This window comes from Vreelandella rituensis (assembly GCF_003336665.1).
GTDB classification, from domain to species: domain Bacteria; phylum Pseudomonadota; class Gammaproteobacteria; order Pseudomonadales; family Halomonadaceae; genus Vreelandella; species Vreelandella rituensis.
Genome location: NZ_QPIJ01000007.1, coordinates 1 through 24,397 on the forward strand (window position 1 = coordinate 1; position 24,397 = coordinate 24,397).

Consider the following 24,397-nt stretch of genomic DNA (forward strand, 5'->3'; position numbering starts at 1 on the left):
TTGAAGCCGTATCGCGCGATAGCGATGCGGTATGACAAACTCAAACGAAACTACGAAAGCATGGTGGCCTTGGCCTGCGGTTTTTTATGGCTACCCATGTGAAAGGTCAACAGGCCCTAGGAAAAAAGTTTTATAACTAGCTTATGTGCGATAAAACCGAACACAGGTCCAGGCCTTGCTCGAGGATCTGGCCCGGGTAAACGCGCATCTCCTGCTGGTGGACGACGAACCCAAGGTCTTGAGCGCTCTGCAGTGTCTATTGCGTCACGAGACGTATCAGGGCGTTACCGCACAGCGAGACACGCCATGAGATCCTCCTTGCTGTTACGTAATTCTTTCCAATGGCTGGTGGCGTTGACGGCGCTTGCGATGGCGCTGTTGGGTGGCTTGCATTTCTGGCAGCAGGCTGAGCCGGCAAATACCGCTAGCGTTCTGATGCGCCCGGATAATGCCGCGGCGTTGGCGATTTTTGCCATCGGCCTAATGCTGCGCCTGGAAGGTCAGCTGACGCTGTGTCGTGGCATCATGGCACTGTTATTGGCCTTTGCCGGTTATCATCTGGGGCATAACTTTCTGGCAAACGAGGGTTTTCTGGCAGGCGAGAGCTTTCTGGCGGGCGAGAATTACCTGGGGAGTTCTTGGTTCACTGGGTATCAACGCTTACCCAGTGGTCTGGCGCTGCTGATAATCCTGGTGGCCGTCGGCATGCTGGCGACTACCACCGAGGCACGTGGCATGCGCCTCGCCAAGGGTATTGGCTATGTGCTGATGATCGCCGGCGGTCTGCATGTGCTGTATCACGTTCTGGATGCCTGGCGATGGATGCCGGTCTCCCTGTCCGGCTTGTCCATTTACAGCTATCAGCAAGCGACTGTCATGGCGGGCGTCTTTGCCGTCCTGGCAGGCATGGTGTTATGGGTCAATCCCCAAGGTGGCCATGCCATGTTCAAGAGGATGGGGCGCTTTACCCTGTCGGTGGGCGTCATGGGCGTAGTGCTTGCCTGTAGCGGCTGGTTTCTGCTGGCACAACAAAACCTGACGACTCTGGATCAGCATGGCAAGACATTGCTGCACCAATTCGAGTCAAACATTGCTCAGACGCTACAGGAACGTCTTGCCTTGCTACAGCGTCAGGCCGAGCGCTGGCAGGTGCCGCCTTATTTGCCTAACGATCGCCTGTGGCAACGTGAAACTGAAAGCTACCTACGTGATTACCCCGAGCTCGCTTCGCTATGGCTATTCGATGAGAACCGGCGCTTGCTGCGTCATGCGATGCAATCGGCGCAGACAAGCACCCAGGGCGCAATGCCGGTATTGAATCGTGCAATGCTGGATTGGCAACACCAGTTGATGCCGTCTTCAACCATTCAGGTGAGTTCTATTACTCAGGCCGAGGGGCGCCCGGTTGTATGGCTCACTTTTCCTCTTGTAGTGGAAGACAATCATACGGCCTGGCTGAGAGCCGAGCTCGACGTTTCTGCCTTGTTGAATCGCAGCGCCTTTCAGGTGACGGATGACACAAGTATGCAAGTCCATGCCGAAGATCAACTCCTTTTCAGCTCTCGGCCGTTAGCGGATCCGCAGCAATGGTATCCGCTGGTAGCCCAGAAAGCGGTTCTGCCCCACGTCGGGAGCTGGCAGATGAGTAGTTACCTGGATACACGGGAACTCAAACGATTGGGCATGTTGCCGACTCTTCTGTGGCTGACTGTGCTGGTATTCACTTTCCTGCTGATGGGTAGCCAGCAGCTCCATCATTTATCGGTACGCAGTGGGCAGCGCCTGTCCGTCAAACATGATGATTTGCAGGAAACATTGAAGGTGTTACGCATTCTTGAGCGGGGGGTGAATGCCAGCATCAACGGCGTGATGGTGGCCGATGCCAAACAGACGGATTATCCAGTGATTTACGTCAATAAGGCGTTTGAGCGCATCACCGGTTACCCCAGCGAAGAAGTGTTGGGGCGAAATTGTCGATTCCTGCAAGGCCCCGACACCGAAGCGAGCGCTGTTCATGCAGTGAGAGAGGCATTGCACGACCAGTATGAAGTCCAGGTGGTATTGCTGAATTATCGCAAGGACGGCACATCCTTCTGGAATGAACTGTTCATTTCACCGGTGCTCAATGAAGAAGGGGCAGTGACCCACTTCGTCAGTATTCAGCATGATATTTCGGCACAGCGGGAATACGAGGCGCAATTGGCGTTCAATGCGAGCCATGATGCCCTGACCGGCTTGCCCAACCGCTCTTTGTTTGAGGACCGCCTGAAGCAGGCCAGTCGTATTGCGGGTCGTTATGAACACAAGTTGGCGGTGTTGTTCCTCGATCTGGATGGTTTCAAACCCATCAACGACAACCTGGGCCATCAATTGGGTGACCAGGTACTCAATGAGGTGACCCAGCGGATTACGGATGCCTTGCGTCCCGGCGAGACCGTGGCACGTTTCGGCGGAGATGAGTTCGTCATCTTGTTACCCGAACTGGCTTACGAGGAAGATGTCATTTCAGTGGTGGAACAACTGCTGGTAAGCATTGCCCTGCCTTATCGCATCGACGAGAGTGATATTCGCCTTACCGCCAGCATCGGCCTGACGATAGCGGACGGTCTGCTCGAAAACCCCTTGGAGATGATTCAACAAGCCGACCTGGCGATGTGCCAGGCCAAGCGTCAAGGGCGCAATACTTATCAATGGTTTACCTGTGATCTTAATACTCAGGAAAGCCAGCGGGTGGTGTTGCGCAATGAATTGCAAACTGCTATTGAAAAACAGCAATTCGAGTTGTTCTACCAACCTCAAGTCCATGCGTTCAGCGGTCAGGTTATCGGCTTTGAAGCGCTAATACGTTGGAAACATCCTCAGCGAGGATATATTTCCCCGGTAGAATTCATCGGTTTGGCGGAGGATACCGGGCAAATCATTGCGATTAGCGACTGGGTATTGGCCACTGCCTGTCGCGATAATGTGCGTTTGAATTCGATGCAGATAGGCGCCTTCACGATGGCGGTAAATATTTCGCCGATGCAATTCCAACGAGGTAATTTCATCCGCAGTGTGCGTGAGTCGCTGGAGCGCACGGGGTTACCGGCCAACCTGCTGGAGCTGGAGTTGACCGAAGGTATCCTGATGGAAAACGCCGAACACGCCATCGATGCCCTGCATAAATTGCGCAGGGAAGGCATCCGCATCGCCATCGATGATTTCGGTACCGGTTTTTCCAGCCTCAGCTATCTCAAACGGTTGCCCATCGACAAGATCAAAATCGACCGTTCTTTCGTCAACGACGTGATCAGTGACCAGCGCGACGCGGCGATTATTCAAGGTATTCTTTCCATGGCCTACCATCTTCAGTTGGGGGTGGTGGCGGAAGGTATCGAAACCCAGGGGCAATATGCCTACTTGCGCAAGCACGGCTGCAACTGGCTACAGGGTTATTATTTCGCTCGTCCCATGCCGCTTGCCACGCTCGAAATTTACCTGGAGGAACAGCATCAAGCCTACCAGCTCAATCTGGCGCGCCAGCGAAGTGACGAGACCGAGCAGACGCTAATGCGTGGCCATGAGGCGGATACCTGAGCAGGGTAGCCATTAAGTTGCGAAGGCCGGAGCGTAATGCCCCGGCGGTGTAGGTGCTTCTTACAACAATTCCTCGGCGGCCAGTGCCAGGCGCGAGCGTTCCACGCTGGTCAAGGTGATATGACCGGCGTGGGGCCAGTCGCGAAAACGCTCGACCACGGCAGCCATGCCGCAGGTGTTGGCGGTGAGGTAGGGGGTATCAATCTGTCCCACATTGCCCAGACAGACGATCTTGGTGTTGCGACCGGCGCGGGTCACCAGCGATTTAAGTTGTTTGGGAGTGAAATTCTGCGCCTCATCGATAATCAGGAAGGTATCGTTCAGGGTGCGCCCACGCATGAAGCCCGGCGAGCGAATCTGGACGCGAGAGCCGATCAACGTCCGGGTGGCGTCATTGTCCCAGCTGCTTTCTCCGTCCTCGTTGCGCAGCAGGTTGTCCATGTTGTCGTGAAAGGCTCCCATCCACGGCGACATCTTCTCTTCCTCGGTGCCGGGCAGAAAGCCGATATCCTCGCCCATCGGCACGGGTACGCGCGTAAAGACGATACGCTCGAATTGCTTGAAATCCAGTGTCTGCTGAAAGGCCGCCGCCAGGGTCATGAACGTCTTTCCGGTTCCTGCATTGCCGGCGATGGTGACCAGGTCGATCTCCGGGTCCATCAAGAGGTTGAGAGTGAAGTTCTGGCGGCTGTCATGGGCATGAACACCCCATACGCCGGTGTGGTGACGGTAATTGGTCAGCAGCTCCAGGCGTGCGCTGGAGGGCCCCAACTCCCGTACGATGGCCTCGAATTCAGCGCCGTTTTCACTGTCGGATACCAGCATGCCGACATGCCAGTCATGCGGCATTATTCCGCTGAGCTGATAGAACGTATGATTTTCGAGACGCTCGACCTTCACCTCGACATTAAGCGATTCCCATAGCCCCTTGGCATCCTGGCCGGCGGGTACGTAGACCTTGGCTCCCTCGATCATGGTGTCGGAATCGGAAAATACCCGATCGTTGAGATAATCCTCTACCGGTACCTCGAGTGCGGCCGCCTTGACTCGCAGGTTGATGTCCTTGGTGACCAGCACCACCGAGGCATCGGGCCTTTCCTCACGCAGCCGGCAGGTCTCGGCGAGAATACGGTTGTCTGGGCTGTCCTCCATATTATCCAGTGGTTTGAGATCCTGATAACAAAGGAAACGCAGGCGGCCGGCTTCCCCGCTGAGCTTGGGAATGATAATGCCTTGTTGAATCTCCTGGAAATCGACTTGGTTGGTCAGGTCCGAGAGGGTGCGGATGATCTGGCGTGCCGTGCGGGCAATCTCGCGAATGCCGTTCTTGTGCTTGTCGAGTTCTTCTAGAACCGTCATGGGAATGACCACGTCATGCTCATCAAAGTGATAGAGCGCGGTGGGGTCGTGAATCAATACGTTGGTATCCAGCACGTAAAGCCGCGTGGCTTTCTTATCGAATCGTACCATCGGTCAAAGTTCTCCTTGGTTGACGGCAACATCGACACTGGCACTGAAACCTTACGGTCATGTGACAGGCTCTCAACTACTTCAGCCAGTGTCGCTTCCCTGACACCTACCCGCTGGCCTCCTTTGGTTTTGTGATGGTTTTGAGTGAGATGGTTTCGAGATAGTTTCGATATGGAGTTCAAGACATATTTGTGACGCTATTCAAGCATGAGACGCTTTTTCTGACTTTGCCACACGGCGTTTAAACGCAGGCACCTTACCTGCTTGATTCAGCTGACGACTTTCACGCTCGGGGAGCCATCGCCTCCGGCCAGCGTTTCGTTTACGAATATGTTTCCTATGCTTATGTTTCCTATACTCATGTTTCTATACTTCTGTTATGTCGTTAATGCAGCAAAGAGCCATTTTTTCGTCGAACAAGAGAGATATTGGCGGCGCAAGTGGTTATCAGATTGGAGAAAATGCTTTTCAAGGGAGCTCATATGCAACACATGGAACAGGAGGAAAAAAGCCTAGCTTCACGGGGCTCCATTCCGGTAGTGATGACATTGTTGATACTCAATGCCCTCAGTTTTCTGGCGCTATTGAACGCGCCTTATCTGGGGATGCAGTATCTGGCGTTATGGCCCTTTGGGGCGGAAGTAAGTACTCAATTACCGCCAGAGTTCGCGGGGGGTGAGTTTCGCCTATGGCAGCTGGTTACCTATGCTTTTCTGCACGGCGGTCTGTTCCACCTGTTTATCAATATGTTCGTTTTGTGGATGTTCGGTGGGCCGATAGAGCGAGTCTGGGGTTCGTTGAAATTCGCTGTCTTTTACGGCTTCTGCATTGTCGGGGCCGGGGTGGTACAGGTGCTGCTGTCTTCCGTTGGCGCGATACCCCCGGCACCTTCCGTGGGAGCTTCAGGCGGGGTGTTTGCCATCTTGCTGGCCTTCGGCATGAAGTTTCCCAACCAGATCGTGGTGCTGCTTATCCCGCCGATTCCCATGAAAGCAAAATACTTCGTGGTGTTCTTGGGGATACTGGAACTGATGGCTGGCGTGTTCGGCACGCAACAGGGGGTGGCCAATTTCGCTCATTTGGCCGGCATGCTGTTCGGGCTGATCTTTATCGTGTTGTTCGATCGCCAAAGGCGTCATTGATTATCAAACCGACGAGGCAGCAATGGAAACGATATTCTTCGATGGGTGGGGAGCGATAGTTCGCACGGGGATAATCGGGGTGTTGGCGTATGTAGCTTTGGTTACCGTGCTGCGCATATCCGGAAAGCGCACGCTTTCCAAGATGAATGCGTTTGACTTGATAGTGACCGTGGCGCTGGGTTCGACGCTTGCCACCATATTGCTCAGCAAGGACGTGTCGCTGGCTCAAGGTATCGCTGCGCTCGGACTTCTGGTCGGGATGCAGTTCGTGGTCACCTGGTCGAGCGTGCGAGCGCGTTGGGTGAGGCAGTTGGTGACGGGAGAGCCCGCCCTGGTGCTGTATCAGGGAAAGCTGCTGCCCGAGGCATTGAAAAGTGCCCGGGTGACCGAAGACGAAGTGCGCGCGGCGGTGCGCTCGGCCGGTTTGCCCATGCTGGAAGTGGTGGAAGCTGTGGTTCTGGAGACGGATGGCTCCTTCAGCGTGGTGCAACGCAGTGAAAAACGCATAACGGGGCCGACACTCGAAGGCCTCTCGCCTGCCGGGTCCTCCAAGCAGAATGAAAAACTATGAAGTAAGTTGGCAAGCAAATAAGTTGCATAAACCAAGTCTCTGGATTTAATGCTTATTGATGTCCAGTCAGTCTTATTTATATTAAATAGTCAGAGAAATTCATGCTTTTGCGTACGATTTCAACTTTCCTCCTTGATAGCCTTATGTGTCTTTTCAACACTGCTAGATGCAGTTGCCTCGACTACATGGATATTGACAGAAAAAGGAGGTGTTTAAGGATGAATACGCACAAGCCTTCTCCTTGGAACTGGCTTAGGCACGAAGCCAGTGATACTCGGTCGGGTTCCACTCCGGTGAAATCCAGCGGTGGTGAGGTTTCGCCATTAATGGGTATTCATCAGGAGCTCGATCGCTGGATGGATAGGGTGATGGGCCAGTTCGGCATGCCATCGAGTGCTTCAGGGGAAGTGCCCAGCCTGTTGCGTCCCAGTGTGGATATCGCGGAACGTGACAAGGAATACGTGATCAGCGTTGAAGTGCCGGGTGTCGAAGAAAAGGATATCAAGCTGAACCTTGAAGATGACCAGTTGATCATCGAAGGTGAAAAGCGTCAGGAGGAAAAATCCGAGGAAGGACGGTATCAGCGCATCGAGCGTTCCTACGGTAGTTTTCGCCGAATGCTGAACCTTCCAGCGGATGCCCGCAAGGAGGAAATCCAGGCCTCTTTCAATAACGGCGTTCTCACCGTGACCATTCCCCGCGATGCCGAAGCGGCACCGAAGCGCCAGGAAATCCCCATCAAGCATTGAGCTTATTTTTTAGGCACCTTGGCACAAGGTGCCTATCTTGTTGCAGTCGACGCTACCTGGGCTGGCGGCGATGTCGATTCATTTTCCGTTAGTGAAAAAGGAACTGAGCATGAACGATGAGCGCAATATCAACGATACTGCCGAACAGCGTGAGCGCGAAGTGCGTCAACAACTCGAAGATGAAGCGAAGGGCAAGAAGTATAAAGACGAAGTGATGCTGGGTACCCAGATGGAAGGCACTATCGATGATCACCTCGAACGGGGTGTCATCCTTACCCCGGCCCAGCACGCCGGTATGATCATTCGAGATAATCTCTATTCCACGGTTTCCGTGGATGCACAAACGAAGGCTGGAACCGCTGGCTTTGAAGCCGGAGAGGCAGGTCTTGACCCTGCCTATTTCGGCCCTTTCCTCGATGAAAAGCAGCGACAACGTTTTGTCGAAAAGTACCTGGTCGGAGAAGAAAACCGTGCAGCTGATATCCAGGGAGAACGGGAAGAATAGTTGCGTCTGGACCAGTGGGATGAGAAAGGCATTCACCGAGCGGTTAGCGAATTCTCCGATGTGGGTGAAATCAATCGCCCGATAGCGTCAGTACCTTGCGTATGTGGCGGCCCAGCAAACTGTTGAAGGTTCCAGCACCTTGCTGACCCTCGGGCGAATCCATGTCACGCCGCATGGATACCGCCAGACTGCCGGCATAGAAAGTCTTGGCGTCGGCATGCAGGCTCTGCTGCTCGATACTGGGTTGCCCAGCTTTCCAACCGAAGCGACCAATCACTGTCGAAAGGCGCAGCTCAAGGGCTGCGCTTTTTATACTGCCCAGCTCAGCTATCCTGTTCCAGCCCGACCCTGGCCGGACTGGGTCGTGAAGGCTATGATGCGCTGGGCGCAAGGCATGCTTGCGGTACACAATACGGTAACTGCGTTCCTGAAATAAAATCCCTGATCGAAGAGGAGAGGGCCCCCATGCGCACTCTGACCCAAAGTCTTAAACAGAAGTGGCTTGAAGCCTTCGCCCGTTTCAACCAGTCCCGCTTGAGCCAGGGAGCGTGGCGTTACCTGTCCTGCCTAACGTCCAACAAGGAACACCGTGCTACCCCCAACCTTTCGTTGCGCGGCGCCTGTCGTCAAGGGTGTGTGTACTTGGTAGGGTCAGGCAGCGGTGATGTGGAACTTTTGACGCTCAAGGCGGCGCGGTTGCTGATGCAGGCTGATGCGGTGGTCTACGACCGTTTGGTGGGGGATGATGTGCTGGCGCTGATTCCGATGGGAACCGAGCGCCATTACGTGGGCAAGACGCGCGGTCATCACAGTATGCCCCAGGCCGAAATCGGTGCGTTGCTGGTCAAATTGGCGGGGCAAGGCAAGTCGGTGGTACGCCTGAAAGGCGGTGATCCCGGCATCTTCGGTCGTATGGGTGAAGAGCTTGCTTTGCTGGGCGACGCTCAGGTACCGGCAGAAATCGTTCCCGGCATTACCGCCGCTTCGGCTGCCGCCGCCTGCATGGGGATTCCGCTTACCGACCGTGGCCATGCCCAGCAGCTGCGGTTTATCACTGCTCAGTTATGTCGTGAAGATGGCACGCCGGATTGGGCGGCATTAGCCAGTCGTAATGAAACGCTGGTGTTCTATATGGGGCTTTCCAAGGCGGGAGCGATTTGCGCTGGGCTGCGTAGCGCCGGGTTGCCCGATGACTGGCCAATCATGCTGGTGGCCAACGCCAGCTTGCCGGAACAGCGCGCGCTTACCGGTACACTGGCGGATATGCCCGAAAAGCTCGCCGCCGAGCCACTGCCTTCTCCTTGTCTGATCGTGGTCGGCAGTGTGGTGAGCATGGTGGAAAAAACCGTCAGCAATACGTCCTCAGGAAGCAATAACGGCCTTTAAATAACATAAGTTATGTATTTATTGAGATAGCAATTACTTACCTTCTGTTTTTTGTTGATTTTTTGTAACTTTGTCCTTGGCTAGCGAGTTGGTGGTCTAGATTGAAGCTTGCAACCCAATCAAGGAGGCATGTTATGAGAAGGACGATGATTGCTATCGCAGTTGGGGCGCTAAGTGCTGGTATGGCCAGTGGCGCTCTGGCACAGGACAATAACGAAGAGCAGAGATTCATCGAAGCGGACGCTAACGGAGATGGTTATTTGAGCCAGCAGGAAGCTGAAGACGGCCTCGATATGGATCAGGAAAGGTTCGATCAAGCTGACACGAATGATGATGACCGTTTGACGCTGCAGGAATACCTGAGCGCAGTGAATCAGGAGCAGGGTGGTCAGCAGCAGTCCAGTCAGCAGCAGGCCGGCCAAGATGAAGGCACTACGGTAACAGTGGATGAACAAGCAGCGGATATTGAGGTGGAGCAAGAGCCGCCCACGGTGACTATCGAGCAACATAGTCCGGACGTAACCATCACTCAGCCCGAGCCGGAAGTACATGTGGAGCAGGCGGAACCGGATGTTGAAATTCAAGAGGCGGAACCTAACGTTACCGTAGAGGAGCAGGGCGAAGCGGAGGTGCAAGTAGAGAGTGGCGGAGAAGTCGACGTTGAAATGCAGCATGAAGAAGAGCAGCAGCAAGATCAGCAGCAACAGACCCAGACGACTACCGAGCAGGAAAGCTCACTCATGTCCATGCAGGCCAGCGAGCTTGAAGGCATGATGGTAGTCACCAACCAGGATGAGGAAATGGGCGAGATCGATCGTATTGCCCGCCATACCCAGGATGGCCAGCTTTACGGCATCGTCAGCACCGGCGGTTTCCTGGGATTTGGTGCTGAAGAACTGGCTATTCCCCTGGAAGCGTTGGAAGTGCAGGGGGGCCAGCTGGTATCGCAGCAGGAGCGTAGCGAAGAGCAACTTCGCTCCGCCGCTGAAGAATATCGTGAAGAAGACTTCGAGGAAGTGGAGGGTGACCAGCGCTTGAGCGAAGCGAGAGGTGGCAGCTCCTGAGTAATTAGTTGAATTAATGTAGCGTAATTATAAAGTGCGGCTCCGGTCGCGCTTTTTTTACCGACGATGGGTGGCGAAGACTTCAGCAGATTATCTGAGTTTAAGGCACATTCTTCTTATCCAAATTAATAAGGCTATAAAGCTAATTTAATTGAATACCCCAAGCCTCGCTACTATTCTTCTTGGTAATCGATCGAGGGGGAATTTCTTGGGGAAATTGATCATGTCTGATTATAAGCAGGGGCTTGGTGCGGATCATTGGGCTTCAGGGAAAGAAGGGGAGCAACATTCAACCCCCCCGCCGGCAAGCCAATTTCCGCCGAGCGAAAATGAACAGGGACAGGGACAGGGACAGGGCGAAGGCCTCAGGGCGGCGTTTGCCGAAACGCAGACGGCATCGTCTTCAGAAAAACTGTATGTCGAGAAACTGTATGCCGAGAAAGAGTGGACGCGAGTAGCGCTCAATGCGGTGAGCGACGCCGTATTGGTCATCGATTTATACGGTACTGTGACCTACCTGAACCGCATGGCGGAAACGCTGACCGGCTGGGCAAGTGAGGATGCCATTGGAAAGCCGCTTGCCGAGATATTTCAGATCCTTGATGCCAAGACGTATGAAACCGCTGCCAATTCGGCGCAGCGCGCTATCGAAGAAAACCGAGCCGTGGGGCTGGCAATGAATTGCGTGTTGATTCGCTGTGATGGTAGCGAATTCCACATCGAGGATTCAGCTATGCCTCTGCATGACGAAGATGGAGATGTCACCGGTGCGGTGATCATCTTTCACGATGCCTGCCAGTCTCAGAGCATGTCGGAAAAGATGACCTACCTGGCACAGCATGATGTGCTGACGGGACTGCCCAATCGGGTATTGCTCGTGGAGCGACTCAATCGAGCGATTGGCCTGGCGCATCGTCATCATCATCAGGTGGGCTTGATTTACCTGGACCTTGATGACTTCAAACCTATCAACGATACGCTGGGCCACGCCTTGGGCGATCTACTGTTGCAAGCGGTAGCGGAGCGCCTAAGCAAGTGCGTGCGGGATACGGATACCGTCTGTCGCCAGGGCGGTGATGAATTCGTGATTCTATTGGCTGAAATTGACAAACCCGCAGATGCAGCGAAAGTAGCTGAAAAAATACTCTCCACCATTGTCGAGCCTTATTACATCCACAGCCATGAGGTGCATGTCAGCGCCAGTGTGGGTATCAGCCTCTACCCGAATGACGGCATCGATACGAGTGAGTTGATGCACCATGCCGATCTTGCGATGTACCACTCGAAGAAAGATGGTCGCAATACCTATCATTTCTTTCGGCCCGGCATGAATGCAATTACCGTCAAGCGTTTGTTTATCGAAAGCCACCTGCATCAAGCCCTCAAGGAAAACGAAATTTTTCTCAATTTTCAACCTAAGTTCGATATGGTGACGGGTGAGGTGTGCGGTGCTGAAGCGCTGGTTCGCTGGCACGAGCCCTCTTTGGGCCTGGTGCATCCCTCAGAATTCGTGCCCGTTGCCCAGTCATGCGGTCTGATTGTCCCCATCGGCCAATGGGTGCTGCATGAAACCTGTCGGCAACTACAGGCATGGCGTAACGAAGGAATTGATATCGTGCCGGTTGCGGTGAATATCTCCACGGTGGAACTATGCAACAAGAAGTTTCTGGAAAGCATTATCGAGATCCTTGACGATACCGGCCTGGAAGCCCATTTTCTCGAGTTGGAATTTACCGAAAGCAGCTTGATGCATGATGCAAAGGCCTCTCTGACGATGCTCGAATCATTGCACCAGCTGGGCCTGACGTTAACCATTGACAACTTTGGGGTCGGCCCTTCATCGATCAGTTATTTGCAGCGCTTTCCAATCGATACCGTCAATATTGATCAATCCTTTGTGCATGACATGCCGCATGACGCTGATGCTATCACTATCGTGAAAGCGATTATTCAGTTGGCGAAAACGCTTGATCTTCGAGTCACGGCCAAAGGCATTGAAACCAGAGAACATTATAAATTATTGCTCAGCCAGCAATGCGAGGGTGGGCAGGGATTTCTTTTCAGCCCCCCGCTAGCCGCGGATGATTTCAGGAAGTTTCTCGTAAGGGATAAGATGCACGGAAGTATTGGTTTTATTGCACAAAATAATCGGAAGAACATAGCCTGGGAGCAAGAACACAAAACAAGGACGCAGTAGTGCGTAATGCCAGTCAGTCAAGACTATTCTCAACAAGCTGATCATGAGACCTTTCCGTGTCAGGCAACTGATACGGAAAGGTCTCATGCATTTCAGCGACGCCATTGATGCCATCGCCAAGGCGGTACCCGACGATTTCTCCAGCCTCTCCGAGGTACTCTCTCCCGAACTGATCGACACCTGTCTTGAAGAAGCCGGTGTGGCCACGCTGCGCAAGCGCCGCCTGCCGTTGGACATGGTCGTCTGGGCCGTGGTCGGGATGGCCTTGTTTCGGCATATCCCGATGGGTCAGATCGTCAATCACCTCGACATCATGCTACCCGGCAAGCGCCCCTTCGTCGCGCCCAGTGCCGTGGTGCAAGCACGTCAAAGGCTTGGGGTGGAACCCGTCAAGCGCGTCTTCGAGCAGACCCAGGCCTTGTGGCATCAGCAGACCCCTCGCCCCCACTGGTGCGGCCGGACGTTACTGGGTGTCGACGGCGTGGTCTGGCGTACGCCTGACTCTCCCGAGAACCAGGCGGCATTCGCGCGCACACGCAATGCTCAGGGGGAGGCGAGCTATCCACAGATTCGCATGGTGTGCCAGATGGAGCTGACCAGCCATCTACTGACGGGCTCGGCCTTCAATAGCGTCGCGAGCAGCGAATGGAGTTGACTACTGAGCTCATCAGCAGCACCCCGGACCACTCCCTGACACTGTTTGACCGTGGGTTCTACTCCCTGGGTCTGCTGCATGCCTGGCAGAGCGCAGGCGAGCAACGTCATTGGCTCATTCCCCTGAAGAAGGGAACGCATTATCAGGAACAACGCTCGCTGGGCAGGCAAGACCGCCTGGTGACCTTGACCACGTCACCTCAGGCGCGCAAGAAGTGGCCGGACTTGCCGCCGACAATGACGGCGCGTCTGTTACGCCGCAAGGTGAATGGCAAGGAGACCCAGGTCCTGACCTCGATGTCCGATCCGCTGCGCTTTCCGGCGGCAGATATTGTCGACCTTTATAGCCATCGCTGGGAAATCGAACTGGGCTACCGGGAAATCAAGCAATCGTTGTTAGGAAACCGCCTAACGTTGCGCAGCCGCACGCCGGAGATGGTCTTTCAGGAGCTCTGGGGCACCTTGCTGGCCTACAACCTGATCCGTTTCCAGATGGCTCGCATGGCCTATAGCCTGGACGCCGTGCATCCCAACCAGCTCAGCTTCCATCAGGCTGCCCACTGGCTCATCAAGGAGTTGACGATCCTACCTTGGGTCTCGCCGGGACGCGTGCCCGGCGTGCTTCAATCGATGCTGGACATGGCACCTGCCTTCGTCCTGCCTGAGCGACGCGAGCGGTCTTATCCTCGATCGGTCAGGCGCCGACCACAGAAATACCCCACCAAGAAAAATGCCAGNACTGGCATTACGCAGTAGTGCGTCCTTGTTTTTTTAAGCGTTGCCCTCCTTGGTGGGGCGTAAAACGTCCCGCCTATGTACGGCTGAGAAGCTCGAGCACAGTCTCGGCACTGCTATCTTTTACGCCCTTGCTGTCCACGCCAATGTAATTCACTACCCCATCGTCAGCAATCAATGCAAAGCGCTTGCACCGCGTGCCCATGCCCGCGCCGGAGGCATCGAGCTCTAGCCCCAGTGCCTTGGTGAAGTCGGCATTGCCGTCGGCCAGCATGGTGAAGGCCTGGGCGTTCTGGTTCTTCTGCCAGGCGTCGAGCACGAAAGCATCGTTAACCGCCATGCAAGCGATGGTATCCACACCTTTCTCGAGGATCTTGTCGGCGTTGACCACGAAGCCGGGCATGTGGGTGTTGGAACAACCAGGCGTGAAAGCGCCGGGCACCGCGAACAGCACCACGCGTTTATTGGCAAACAGCTCGCCGGTGGAGATGTCCTGGGGCCCTCCGGGGCCGTTGGTCTTGATGGTGATGTCGGGAATTTTATCGCCTACGGAAATCGTCATCGGGGCTTCCTTGTTAAATTGCGGATAGCGCATCGAGGAATGCGCTGCCTCAGTGTGACGCCTTACCCACTCCTTCGCCAATGGATGCTGTGTCAGCGAATCGGGATTTGGTCAGGCGGCTCTCGAACAAGTGCCATTCTAGAACAGGCGCCATAGCGCAGCGGTGGCGATGCCGGCGGTAATCGCGGCCAGGGGTTTGCGAGTGGCCAGCATCACCCCGAGGGTGGCCACCAGCGCCATTCGTGCGGCCCAGTCGCCTTGTGCCGCCATGGGCACAATAACCGCGACCAACACCGAGCCCGCCATGGCGTTGATGAAACGCTCCACTTTGGGGCCGATGGGGACGCGTGCCATCACCATCACACCGCCGATACGGGCAAGGTAGGTTACCCCGGCCATGATGAGGATGGCGATCAAGGCGCCTGCGGGTGTCAGGGCAAGACTCATGCGATTTCCTTGGGCTTGGAGGTTTCCTTGGGCTTGGGAGTGTCAGGGAGGAAAAGCCCGGCAATGCCACCAGCCAGAGCGCCGACGATCACATGCGAATTGGCAGGCAAGAAATATAGCGCCAGCAGTGCCGTCACGGCAGCGACACTCCAGGGAAACAACATCGAAAGTTGGGTCTTGCCGCCGACCAGCATGGCCAGCATGAAACAGCCCATGATTACATCCAGTCCAAAGCGCTCCGGTTCACTGATTCCACTGCCGAATATCACCCCCAATGCCGTCCCCAACATCCAGGCCAACCACAGGGCAATGCCACCGCCCACCAGAATGCCGACGTTGGTTTCGCCACGCTGATAATCTGTCGCCGCCATGGCCCAGTTGGCATCGCTCATGACGCTTAGGCTGGTATAGCGCTGTGCGGGAGGAAGGTAACGCAGCCATGGGTAGATAGCCGCACCCATCAACAAATGGCGGGCATTGATGGCGAAAGTGGTGGCAATCAAGGCGATCAAGGGAATTTCCGGGCCCCATAGCTCCAGAGCGGCGAACTGTGCCACTCCGGCGAATACCAGCCCGCTCATCAACAACGTTTCCAGGCCGGAAAGCCCGCGCTGGATGGCGGCGACGCCGAACGCCAGGCCGAACGCGATCACGAACAGCGAAAGCGGTGCCATGCGTTTGAAGCCCGAAAGAGAGCCTTTCAGGGTGAGTTCGGCGCTCACCGTGCCGCCTCGGCGACGATCTCGTAGCTATGCAAACGGTCCTGGTGACGATAGAAATCGCTGTTGATCATCAGCTCATCCGCCCCGGTACGGGCGATGAAATCCTCGAGCCCATCGCGCACCGTCTGTGGCCCGCCGATGATCGCGGCCCCCAGAAACTGCTGAACCTGAGCGCGCTCATGCGGGTTCCAGTCGAGCGCTTCGGTGGGCGGCAGAGATTGGGTACGTTTGCCACGAATCAGGTTGAGGAATTTCTGCTGGGCGGTGGTGGCCAGGAAGTCCGCCTGTTCATCGCTGTCGGCGGCAATCACCGGCAGTCCCACCATGGCGTGGGGTTTTTCCAGGTGCTCGGAGGGCTGGAAATTGTCGCGGTACAGCCGCAGCGCCTCGAACAGATAGCCGGGGGCGAACTGGGCGGCAAAGGCGAACGGTAAGCCTTGCCGAGCCGCCAGCTGGGCGCTGTAGCCGCTGGAACCCAACAGCCAGATGGGCACATGGGTACCTTGGCCAGGCACGGCTTTGACTCGCTGACCGGGCTTTGGCTCGCCCAGGTAACGCTGCAATTCGGCGAGCTGTTGGGGAAAGTCATCCACGCCGGAATGCGTCGAGCGTCGCATGGCGGCCATGGTGGCGCCATCGGAGCCCGGGGCGCGGCCCAGTCCCAGGTCGATTCGTCCCGGGTATAGGGTTTCCAGGGTGCCGAACTGTTCAGCCACCACCAACGGCGGATGGTTGGGTAACATGATGCCGCCGCTGCCTACGCGAATACGCCTGGTCTGCCCGGCCACATGGCCGATCAGTACCGAGGTCGCGGCGCTGGCGATACCGTCGATATTATGATGCTCGGCCAGCCAGTAACGGGTGAAACCCAGGCGTTCGGTCAATTGCGCAAGCGAAACGGTGTCGCGGAAGGTGTCGGCAGCGCTGCTCCCTTGACGAATTGGCGCGAGATCCAGAACGGAAAGCGGTGTGGTGGAAAGTTGGCTCATACAGCACCTGAAAGTGAAAACGTGTGGTGCAGCGGCTAAGCGCATGATGCGCGGGCATCCGAAAGATCGCATCGAATGTCAGACTCAATGCTTAGCCTGCTTGCTAATAGCTGTTATGAGGGTCGCTACCCGGAATTGCAAACGATCTCGGAAAAAATAAACCAACCCTTGGCGCAGTCAGGGATTCTCGGCGTTGAACAGCGTTCACTCTTCCGGTGGGGTAGGGCGTATCAGGATTTCGTTGACATCGACATGGCGCGGCTGCCCGAGAGCATAAATGACCGCATTGGCGATATCGCGATCTTCCAATGCATGGGCGGGAGGTTCGTCGAAGAAGGGGGTATCCACCATTCCCGGTTCGATCAAGGTGACGCGTATTCCCGTGCCGCGCAGTTCCTCGCGCAGGTTATAGCCGATCCCGGTAACCGCCCATTTGGTGGCGCTGTACATCGAACCGGGAATGGTGGCTCGCCCGGCGGCGGAGCCGGTCAGCAATACATGGCCCTTGCTATGCCGCAGCGCCGGCAAGCAGGCCTGTAGGGTCAGGCCGACCCCGTAAATATTGGTCAGGATCATTTCCCGCCAGCTGTGATGGTCGGCCTCGCTGAAGCCACCGGGTGAGCCGCCGCGTCCCGCGTTGGCAAAGACCGCATCGAGGCGTCCGAAGCGTTCCATTACCTGCTCGACCATGCTTTGAAGCTGTTCCATGTCGGTGACATCGACGCTGCAGGCCATGACATTTTCCGTTCCCAGTTCCTGTGCCAGCACTTCAAGTTTTTCCTCAGAGCGAGCGGCCAGTACCAGTTTGTAGCCTTCCCGGGAAGCCGCTCTGGCTGTGGCGGCGCCTATGCCGCTGGAGGCACCGGTAATCAACACAACACCTTTATGCATAATAACTCTCCATGGTCAAGTAAGGGCCATGTTCAAGATAAGGGCCATTATTGAAATAAGGTAAGTTCTCAGCATGGTAAATCCTTGGCCATGGTGCAACCCGGCTGCTTGAATTCAGGATTTGATAACCCTTATGAACGCTTGATGGTAATATTTTGTTGTGAGTTGGCTTTGCTAGTCGAAAGAATGACTCTTTGCTACTAAAGAGTGCTGTTGGCAAGTTGTAACAGCTTTATAGATATGCAATCTTGCTTAATTTAGCGTACCGGTTAAATGCGAAGTGCGCATCGCTTGGCCTTGCTACCTGGCTGTCCAGCCTTGGTGGAGTGTCGCCTCATAAAAATACAAGCGCAGAGTTGCTTAAGCACGCCATTTTCCTGGTCATCTGCGTAAATACTTGAATAGTGGATGGAACATATGACAGATACTCCCTCGTCCCGTTTTAGTCTGAGCCTTCAGGCCAAAATCGTCTTCCTGGTATTGGTACCGATGGTGGTTCTGGCCATCGTTCTGTCCTTGCTGGAAGTGCAGGCCTCAATGTCACGGATTGATGACACCCTGGATGAACAGCGCCAAGTGTTGATCGACGAGCGGGAAAATAGCGTGCGCTATCTGGTGGAGTCAGCGCGCAATGCGGTATCTCACCTGATAGACCATCCGGAATTGAGCCGCCGGGAAGCCCAGGTAAGGGCTCAAGAAATACTGCAGAACTTTCGTTTCGGTAACCAGAACTACGTATTCGCCTTCGAGTTCGACGGTACCGCTCGGGCATTGGCCGCGGCACCTGACCGGGTCGGCACCAGCATGTCCGGCGTTACCGATAGTGAAGGTAATGCGTTTGTGGATGATCTGATCGAACGAGCGCGCACCGGCGACGAAAGTTTTTATGAATACCAGTGGATCAATCCCGCTAACGGCGAAATCGAGGCCAAACACTCCCAGGCGATCGCGATTCCGGAATGGGACTGGATGCTGGGCACCGGTATCTACATGAATGATATCGATGCAGGCTTGGCAACGATAGAAGCCCAGGCCTGGAATGATTTTCGTAACGACCTGATTGCCAAGCTTGGTGTCACCTTGCTGCTATTGGTGGGCGTCGGAGTGATCGCCACCTTCCTGGTGCGTCGTGCGCTGCGCCCGGTGCGTCGTGCCGCTACGGCCATGCACGATGTGGCGACCGGCGAGGCCGATTTGACTCAGCGCCTGGCGGTGGAAACCAACGATGAAGTGGGTAACCTGGCGCGTCAGTTCAATGCGTTCATCGAACGTATGCAGCTTACCTTGCAGGATGTGCACCGCACCACGCAAACGGTGTTGCGAGCTTCCCACGATATCGATGAAGGCACCAATGAACTGGCCACGCGGACAGAAGAATCGGCTGCCAACTTGCAGCAGACGTCCTCTTCGATGGAAGAGATCACCTCGACGGTGCATCACACCACGCAGTCCGCCGAGCAGGCCAATCAGTTGTCCAATGGGGCCGTAGATGTTGCGCGCAAGGGCAGCGATGCCATGCAGCGTGTCGAAAGCACCATGGGCGAAATCAATGATTCCGCCAAGAAGATCGGTGAAATCATCACCATGATCGACTCGATTGCCTTTCAGACCAATATTCTGGCCTTGAATGCGTCGGTGGAAGCCGCCCGGGCGGGTGAGCATGGCCGTGGTTTTGCGGTGGTGGCTGAAGAGGTGCGCAATCTGGCCAGTCGCTCAAGCGGTGCCGCCAAGGAAATTCGTGTCTTGATTGATGGCTCTACCAAGCATACTCATTCCGGTACCGAGCTGGTCCGCGATGCGGGTGCCACCATGCAGGAAATAGTTGAAAGCGTGACACGTGTGACCGATGTGATCGCCGAGATCAGTGCCGGGGCACGCGAACAAGGTGCCGGCATTAGTGAGATCAATACCGCCGTCGCCGAGATGGACTCGATGACCCAGCAAAACTCCTCCATGGTCCAGCAGAGTTCCGCTGCGGCCCAGAAGCTGCGTATGGGCGCTGAGCACCTGGCTCATCTTCTGGATGCCTTCGTGTTGGGGAATATAGGACAGCAGCCGGCAGCGCTGCCACAGGCAGGTAGTGGCGCCTCATCGCGTCCGTCATTGGCCTCTTCGGTTCAGTCTTCGCCAGCGCCTGCGCCACGTAAGCCACGTCATGAGCCCGCCCAGGAAGAGTGGGAAGAGTTTTAGACGAGCGTTTTATTCCTTGTTGTTACGCAATCGCCCGGCTTTCAAGCCGGGCGATTGCGTTGAGATATGCGAAAGTCGAATCGGCAGTATCAGCGTTGGGCTAGGTGACCGGCAGGGGAGGAGCAGGCGAGAAACGCTGAGGTTTCCAGCCACTCCTGATCAGGGTAATAGGCAAAGACGTATTGCTCGTCCTTGAGACTGTCGATCAAGGGGTAAGTGATTTCTTCACGCACGGCGGGGCAACCCTGACTGCGTCCCAGTCTGCCGGTTTGCTGGATAAAATCATCACTGACGTAGTCGGCGCCATGGATCACGATGGCGCGCTCGTAAGCGAGGTCATTGATATTGGGTTCCAGTCCTTCCAGGCGTAAAGAATAACCGTTACGTCCGTAGTAGCTGTTCATAGTGCGAAACAAACCGATGCTCGACTGGTAGCTTTCCGGGGTGTTGGAAAAGATTTCGGCATTGGCGTCTCCCGAGCCGCTGCCATGCGATACCAGTTCTTCGAACAGCAGGGTCTGCTGTTGCAGGTCGAAAACCCAAAGGCGCTCTTCGGTTGAGGGTAACGAGAAGTCGATCACTGCCAGGCGCTGGGCACCGGGGGCCGCACAGGACAAGGCCTTGGCGGCAAGTTGTAATACATGCGGATTGGCATGGGGAGCGAGTTGAGCCAGACGATGCTCGAGCGGTCCTGAAATCGGCGGTGAGCTACCGTTCATCCGGGACATGAATGTATCGGCATGGGTGGTAAGGGGTAATAGAGAAAACGGTAATGTAAACAACAATGCTGTAGCGTTTGAATGTGCCGCCATACTGAAAGATTCCGCAAGAATGGTAAACAAGGCTGATAGAATTGTAGCAGTCGTAACGCAAGGAGTGGACGATGAAAGGTATCAAGTCGAAGAGGCGATGGGTAGGGGGGCTAGCTTTATGTCTGGTCCTGTCGCATAGCCTGCTTGCAGCGACTCAGGATGATGTTGCGGAGCCTCAACCAATACCACGGGTGTTGGTGCAGCATCTGGCTGGATTACCGGAAAGTAATCTACCGATTGATGCGTTTTATCGGTTGCATGAAAATCAGCCGGTCTGGCAGGAAGAGGCGGCGGTCGAGGCCTTGGTCAAGGCATTGCAGCATCTCGAAGAAGATGGTCTTGAGCCCGAAAATTATCAGGCGTCACAGTTATTGGCAGCTTACCGGCAGGCTCAACAAGCGGATGCCAATACACAAGCGGCATTCGAGCTTCGGGCCACACGACAGTTGCTGCTTGCCCTGAATCATCTGGAGCGAGGCAAGATTGATCCACGCGAAACAGTGGAAAACTGGGAAGCCGAGCTGGGCTCAAGGCGCTACAACCTGGCCAAGGTGGTGCAGGGTGTCGATGCCCGGAACCTTGACGCTGTGTTTGCCCTGGCGCGCCCCGCCACTAGTGAATATCGATCTTTACGTGATGCGCTTCGCTATTACCGGGGATTGGCCAACCAGCCTGAACAGGCCTCCTTGGGCTATCTGCCGAGCCGTGATGAAGCCCTGCGCCCTGGCATGACCCATGAGGATGTGGCTCTGCTGCGCAGGCGTCTGGTACAGGTGGGTGAGCCTGAGGTGATGCGCGCGGATAGCAACGCTTACCCGGAAATTGCCGTGAGGTCACCTCAGCCGCTTTATTTTGACGAGACGCTCGAGGCTGCGGTCAAACGCTTTCAGCGACGCCACTTGCTTGAGGCGGATGGGGTCATCGGCCGTCAAACCCTGGCGGCGCTCAACACCTCCCTCTCTTCGCGTATCGACCAGTTGCGAGTCAATCTGGAGCGCGCACGCTGGTTGACGTCGATTCCCCGGGACACACCCAGGGTCTGGGTGGATGTCGCCGGTTACCGGTTGCATTATTTCCGCCCGGATGGCGGGCTGTGGACGTCAAAGGTGGTGGTGGGCAGGGCTGGGCGGGATACACCAATCATCCACTCGGCGATTACTCATCTGACCCTCAATCCGTCCTGGACGCTGCCGCCGACGATTTTACGTGAAGACGTCCTGCCCGAAGTGCGGCGTGATCAGGAGTATCTTGCCCGGAAGAATATTCGGGTGCTGAATGCGAACGGTGAACCTCTTTCATCCGACTCGATTGATTGGTCGGCACCGGGCAATATAATGCTGCGCCAGGTAGCCGGGCCGGGAAATCCCTTGGGTGACGTGGTGATCCGCTTTCCCAACGACCATATGATTTACCTGCACGATACGCCGGCGCAAGGTCTATTCAGGCGTGAACAGCGTGCCCTGAGTTCCGGTTGCATACGTGTTGAAAATGCTGAGGAATTTGCCCAGCTGCTACTGGAAGACAGTGGAAGCAAGCAACGGTTGAGCCGCTTGCTGAACGGCAGTGGCAGCGACCGTACGGTGCGATTGCCGCAACATATCCCTGTCGCGCTGGATTATTTGACTGCCTGGCCGGATGCACAGGGAAATGTGGAATTTCGCCCGGATATCTATCAGCGTGATCAAAAAGTGCTTGCCGAGTTGCAGCGTTCTCTCTAGTAGCCGAGAAAACAACTAGTCAAGAGAATAACGGGTCGAGAGAATCGACCGATCAATTTCAAGCCATGAAAAAGCGCGGCTACCTTGTTCATCCGGCAGGTAGCGGCGCTTTTTCAATGTCATCGGTGTTTTACTTTCACCGAGAAGTGAAGGTTAGCCTTCGTCTTCCTCGTCGTTACCCGCCTGTGCCACGCTGATGGTGCCCGTTTCACCGCTTTGCAACGCGACCATGATCGGCTGGGTCTGGCGCTTGAAGGCTTCCAGGCTCTCGCCATTCAGGCTACGGTTTTCCGGTAACTCGACGTTCATGGCGTTGACCGGCGAGTTGTTGACGATGACTTCATAATGCAAATGAGGGCCGGTGCTGCGTCCGGTATTGCCTGACAGGGCGATACGCTCTCCCATCTCGACTCGGTCGCCACGGCCGACCAGGGGTCGCGACAGATGTAGGTAGCGGGTACGGTAACCATTGTCATGACGAATGACGATATAACGCCCGGCTGCATGGTGGTTGCCGACGCGCTCTACGCGACCGGTCGCTGGTGAGGTGACGGCGGTACCGATCGGCATGGCAAAGTCGGTGCCGTTATGAGGACTGATGCGTCCTGTCACTGGATGCTTGCGCCGTGGGTTGAAATTCGAGCTCAGGCGATAACTGCCTTCAAAGGGATAGCGAGAAAAAGCAGGATCGAGGCTACTGCCGTCAGGAGTATAGAAGTTGTTGTCCGTCAGGTTACGCACCAAGGTTAAATCCATGCGTGCGCCTTCATATTGAACCGCCAGGACACGAGAATCGAGGGTTTCACCTTCGATCATGTCGGACTCGAGCAATACCTGAAAGCGATCGCCGCGACGGCTGTCGCGGCGAAAATCAAGTTTTTGTTCGAGCAAGCGGGTCAACTCGGTGACGGCGCCGCTATTCAGGCCGGTGGCTTGGGCCGAGCGGGCAAAACTACCGCTGACGCTGCCGGCGTATAGGCGCTGAACCGGTTCACCATGACGCTGTATGCCGGTGACGGCAAACTGGCTTCCCTCTCGTTCGACTAGCACCCCTTCACGGGTATTCTTCATCATACGCAGTGAGAGCAGCTCGCCTTGTGCATTGAGCTTGTAGTCGAAACTCTGCCCGGCTTGCCAATGAGTCAACAGCCGCTGGTCGGGAAGATTGGCCAATAATTCAAGGACCTGGCTATATCCCAGCCCTAGCTGATTTTGCGCCAGAATGGCGAAGGTTTCTCCAGAAGCCACGATATGAGTGGCCCATTCCGGTACGAAGGTTTCTTCCGCGGCAAGCTCCAAGTTGAGAAAGGAAATGTCATCGAAAGTGCCGAGTTCGATGGCGTAGTCATCGTAGGAAGTGGCATCGCCTATTTCCGAGTCGCTCGCTACGGAAGTGTCGGCAAGCGTGGATTGAGTCGGTGGGCTGTCGAACGTGTTGCTGGCCAGGGTGCCTACCACCATCGCCATGTGCAGCGCGCCATCGTCAAGTGGGACGAAGGTGTCTTCGGTAGGCTGAGCGGCAATACTCGCTTCTGCGGCAACAATGACGTCAAGGTCAACGATCTCGGTGGCGGTGAGATCATTCAAGGGAATATGTTCTCGTGTGGCATCCAGTGCGCGTGAGGCGCGCCCAATGACATCGGCTACCGGTGTCTGTGCGTGGCGAAGAGAAGGCACGCCCGGGCGGGAACCGGCGGGAAGCGGTACCAGCACACTTTCCAGAGAGGTTGTGGGAGTGGAGAAATCGTTAAATGTCGTCAATAACTTTTGTGCGCCCAGCACTGTGACCATGGTCGCCACAGGTAAAAGTAACAGTTTATGCGTGCGGGGCAGCGAATGAAGGATTCGCAACATGGGTAATAAGACCGCCGAATCAGTGAAAGAGGTAACCAAACTATAAAAAAGCTGATAGACCTTACCCCATGCAAGCAGGAGTGCATAGACTGTATGCCCATACAAAAGCCTGCTCTTTCAGGTAATAAAGGAAGCAATAATAGCACCCTTCCTACCTAGAACA

Annotated in this window: 20 protein-coding genes and 2 pseudogenes; 13 read left to right on the forward strand and 9 right to left on the reverse strand. The window is 55.5% G+C overall.

Annotation, left to right across the window (positions count from 1 at the left end; translation table 11 throughout):
• The 3 genes and pseudogenes from DU506_RS04950 to DU506_RS04955 form a co-directional block, all read left to right on the forward strand.
• Positions 1–102: pseudogene (locus tag DU506_RS04950) on the forward strand (IS5/IS1182 family transposase); the annotation flags it as partial.
• A 73-nt stretch (positions 103–175) separates the two neighbouring features.
• Positions 176–310: a response regulator gene (locus DU506_RS22435; RefSeq protein WP_268877303.1), complete on the forward strand. Its 135-nt coding sequence runs from the start codon at positions 176–178 to the stop codon at positions 308–310.
• Positions 307–3,576, forward strand: a complete 3,270-nt coding sequence (locus DU506_RS04955; protein WP_235825444.1) for a bifunctional diguanylate cyclase/phosphodiesterase — start codon at positions 307–309, stop codon at positions 3,574–3,576. The genes DU506_RS22435 and DU506_RS04955 overlap by 4 nt, the downstream gene beginning before the upstream one ends.
• Before the next feature lie 60 nt (positions 3,577–3,636).
• Here DU506_RS04955 and DU506_RS04960 read toward each other — a convergent pair whose 3' ends face one another.
• Complete coding sequence (locus DU506_RS04960; RefSeq protein WP_114485837.1) at positions 3,637–5,046, reverse strand: PhoH family protein; 1,410 nt, start codon at positions 5,044–5,046, stop codon at positions 3,637–3,639.
• A 482-nt stretch (positions 5,047–5,528) separates the two neighbouring features.
• Here DU506_RS04960 and DU506_RS04965 point away from each other — a divergent pair, with 482 nt between their 5' ends.
• The 4 genes from DU506_RS04965 (at position 5,529) to DU506_RS04980 (ending at position 8,013) form a co-directional block, all read left to right on the forward strand.
• Complete coding sequence (locus DU506_RS04965) at positions 5,529–6,188, forward strand: rhomboid family intramembrane serine protease (protein WP_220254299.1); 660 nt, start codon at positions 5,529–5,531, stop codon at positions 6,186–6,188.
• A 22-nt stretch (positions 6,189–6,210) separates the two neighbouring features.
• Positions 6,211–6,759: a DUF421 domain-containing protein gene (locus DU506_RS04970; RefSeq protein WP_114485838.1), complete on the forward strand. Its 549-nt coding sequence runs from the start codon at positions 6,211–6,213 to the stop codon at positions 6,757–6,759.
• Positions 6,760–6,977: 218 nt separating this feature from the next.
• A complete protein-coding gene (locus DU506_RS04975) occupies positions 6,978–7,508 on the forward strand; it encodes an Hsp20/alpha crystallin family protein (protein ID WP_114485839.1) in 531 nt (176 codons plus the stop codon).
• A gap of 37 nt (positions 7,509–7,545) precedes the next feature.
• Positions 7,546–8,013, forward strand: a complete 468-nt coding sequence (locus DU506_RS04980; RefSeq protein ID WP_147273735.1) for a hypothetical protein — start codon at positions 7,546–7,548, stop codon at positions 8,011–8,013.
• 70 nt (positions 8,014–8,083) lie between these two features.
• Here the strand turns inward: DU506_RS04980 and DU506_RS22080 are convergent, their stop codons facing one another.
• Positions 8,084–8,422 (reverse strand): hypothetical protein, encoded by a 339-nt coding sequence (locus DU506_RS22080; RefSeq protein WP_235825445.1) that lies wholly within the window; start codon positions 8,420–8,422, stop codon positions 8,084–8,086.
• Between the two features lie 56 nt (positions 8,423–8,478).
• On the opposite strand from DU506_RS22080, the gene cobA reads away from it, so the two are divergent.
• From cobA to DU506_RS05005, 4 genes and pseudogenes are all read left to right on the forward strand, one after another.
• Positions 8,479–9,399, forward strand: coding sequence for a uroporphyrinogen-III C-methyltransferase (gene cobA, locus DU506_RS04990; protein WP_114485841.1), 921 nt, complete (start codon positions 8,479–8,481; stop codon positions 9,397–9,399).
• A 134-nt stretch (positions 9,400–9,533) separates the two neighbouring features.
• Positions 9,534–10,463 carry a PRC-barrel domain-containing protein gene (locus tag DU506_RS04995; protein WP_114485842.1) on the forward strand — a complete coding sequence of 310 codons (930 nt, stop codon included), beginning with the start codon at positions 9,534–9,536 and terminating at the stop codon, positions 10,461–10,463.
• Between the two features lie 223 nt (positions 10,464–10,686).
• The gene (locus DU506_RS05000) at positions 10,687–12,660 is read left to right on the forward strand and encodes a putative bifunctional diguanylate cyclase/phosphodiesterase (RefSeq protein ID WP_114485843.1); all 1,974 of its coding nucleotides are present in this window, start codon (positions 10,687–10,689) and stop codon (positions 12,658–12,660) included.
• An 85-nt stretch (positions 12,661–12,745) separates the two neighbouring features.
• Positions 12,746–14,070: pseudogene (locus DU506_RS05005) on the forward strand (IS4 family transposase).
• Between the two features lie 55 nt (positions 14,071–14,125).
• Here the strand turns inward: DU506_RS05005 and DU506_RS05010 are convergent.
• The 5 genes from DU506_RS05010 to DU506_RS05030 form a co-directional block, all read right to left on the reverse strand.
• A complete protein-coding gene (locus tag DU506_RS05010) occupies positions 14,126–14,611 on the reverse strand; it encodes a peroxiredoxin (protein WP_114485844.1) in 486 nt (161 codons plus the stop codon).
• Between the two features lie 138 nt (positions 14,612–14,749).
• Entirely contained in the window at positions 14,750–15,058 is a 309-nt protein-coding gene (locus DU506_RS05015) for an AzlD family protein (RefSeq protein ID WP_114485845.1), read from the reverse strand.
• Entirely contained in the window at positions 15,055–15,780 is a 726-nt protein-coding gene (locus DU506_RS05020; protein WP_235825446.1) for an AzlC family ABC transporter permease, read from the reverse strand. The genes DU506_RS05015 and DU506_RS05020 overlap by 4 nt, the downstream gene beginning before the upstream one ends.
• Complete coding sequence (locus tag DU506_RS05025; protein ID WP_114485846.1) at positions 15,777–16,769, reverse strand: LLM class flavin-dependent oxidoreductase; 993 nt, start codon at positions 16,767–16,769, stop codon at positions 15,777–15,779. Before DU506_RS05025 ends, DU506_RS05020 begins: the two co-directional genes overlap by 4 nt.
• A gap of 204 nt (positions 16,770–16,973) precedes the next feature.
• Positions 16,974–17,660, reverse strand: a complete 687-nt coding sequence (locus tag DU506_RS05030) for an SDR family oxidoreductase (RefSeq protein ID WP_114485847.1) — start codon at positions 17,658–17,660, stop codon at positions 16,974–16,976.
• A 417-nt stretch (positions 17,661–18,077) separates the two neighbouring features.
• On the opposite strand from DU506_RS05030, the gene DU506_RS05035 reads away from it, so the two are divergent.
• Positions 18,078–19,850: a methyl-accepting chemotaxis protein gene (locus tag DU506_RS05035; protein WP_235825447.1), complete on the forward strand. Its 1,773-nt coding sequence runs from the start codon at positions 18,078–18,080 to the stop codon at positions 19,848–19,850.
• Between the two features lie 89 nt (positions 19,851–19,939).
• Here DU506_RS05035 and DU506_RS05040 read toward each other — a convergent pair whose 3' ends face one another.
• A complete protein-coding gene (locus DU506_RS05040; protein ID WP_114485849.1) occupies positions 19,940–20,662 on the reverse strand; it encodes a murein L,D-transpeptidase catalytic domain family protein in 723 nt (240 codons plus the stop codon).
• 71 nt (positions 20,663–20,733) lie between these two features.
• Between DU506_RS05040 and DU506_RS05045 the strand changes: the two genes are divergently transcribed.
• Positions 20,734–22,380 (forward strand): L,D-transpeptidase family protein, encoded by a 1,647-nt coding sequence (locus DU506_RS05045; protein ID WP_114485850.1) that lies wholly within the window; start codon positions 20,734–20,736, stop codon positions 22,378–22,380.
• A gap of 153 nt (positions 22,381–22,533) precedes the next feature.
• On the opposite strand, the gene DU506_RS05050 is transcribed toward DU506_RS05045, so the two are convergent.
• The gene (locus DU506_RS05050; RefSeq protein WP_114485908.1) at positions 22,534–24,234 is read right to left on the reverse strand and encodes a peptidoglycan DD-metalloendopeptidase family protein; all 1,701 of its coding nucleotides are present in this window, start codon (positions 24,232–24,234) and stop codon (positions 22,534–22,536) included.
• Positions 24,235–24,397: the final 163 nt, after the last annotated feature.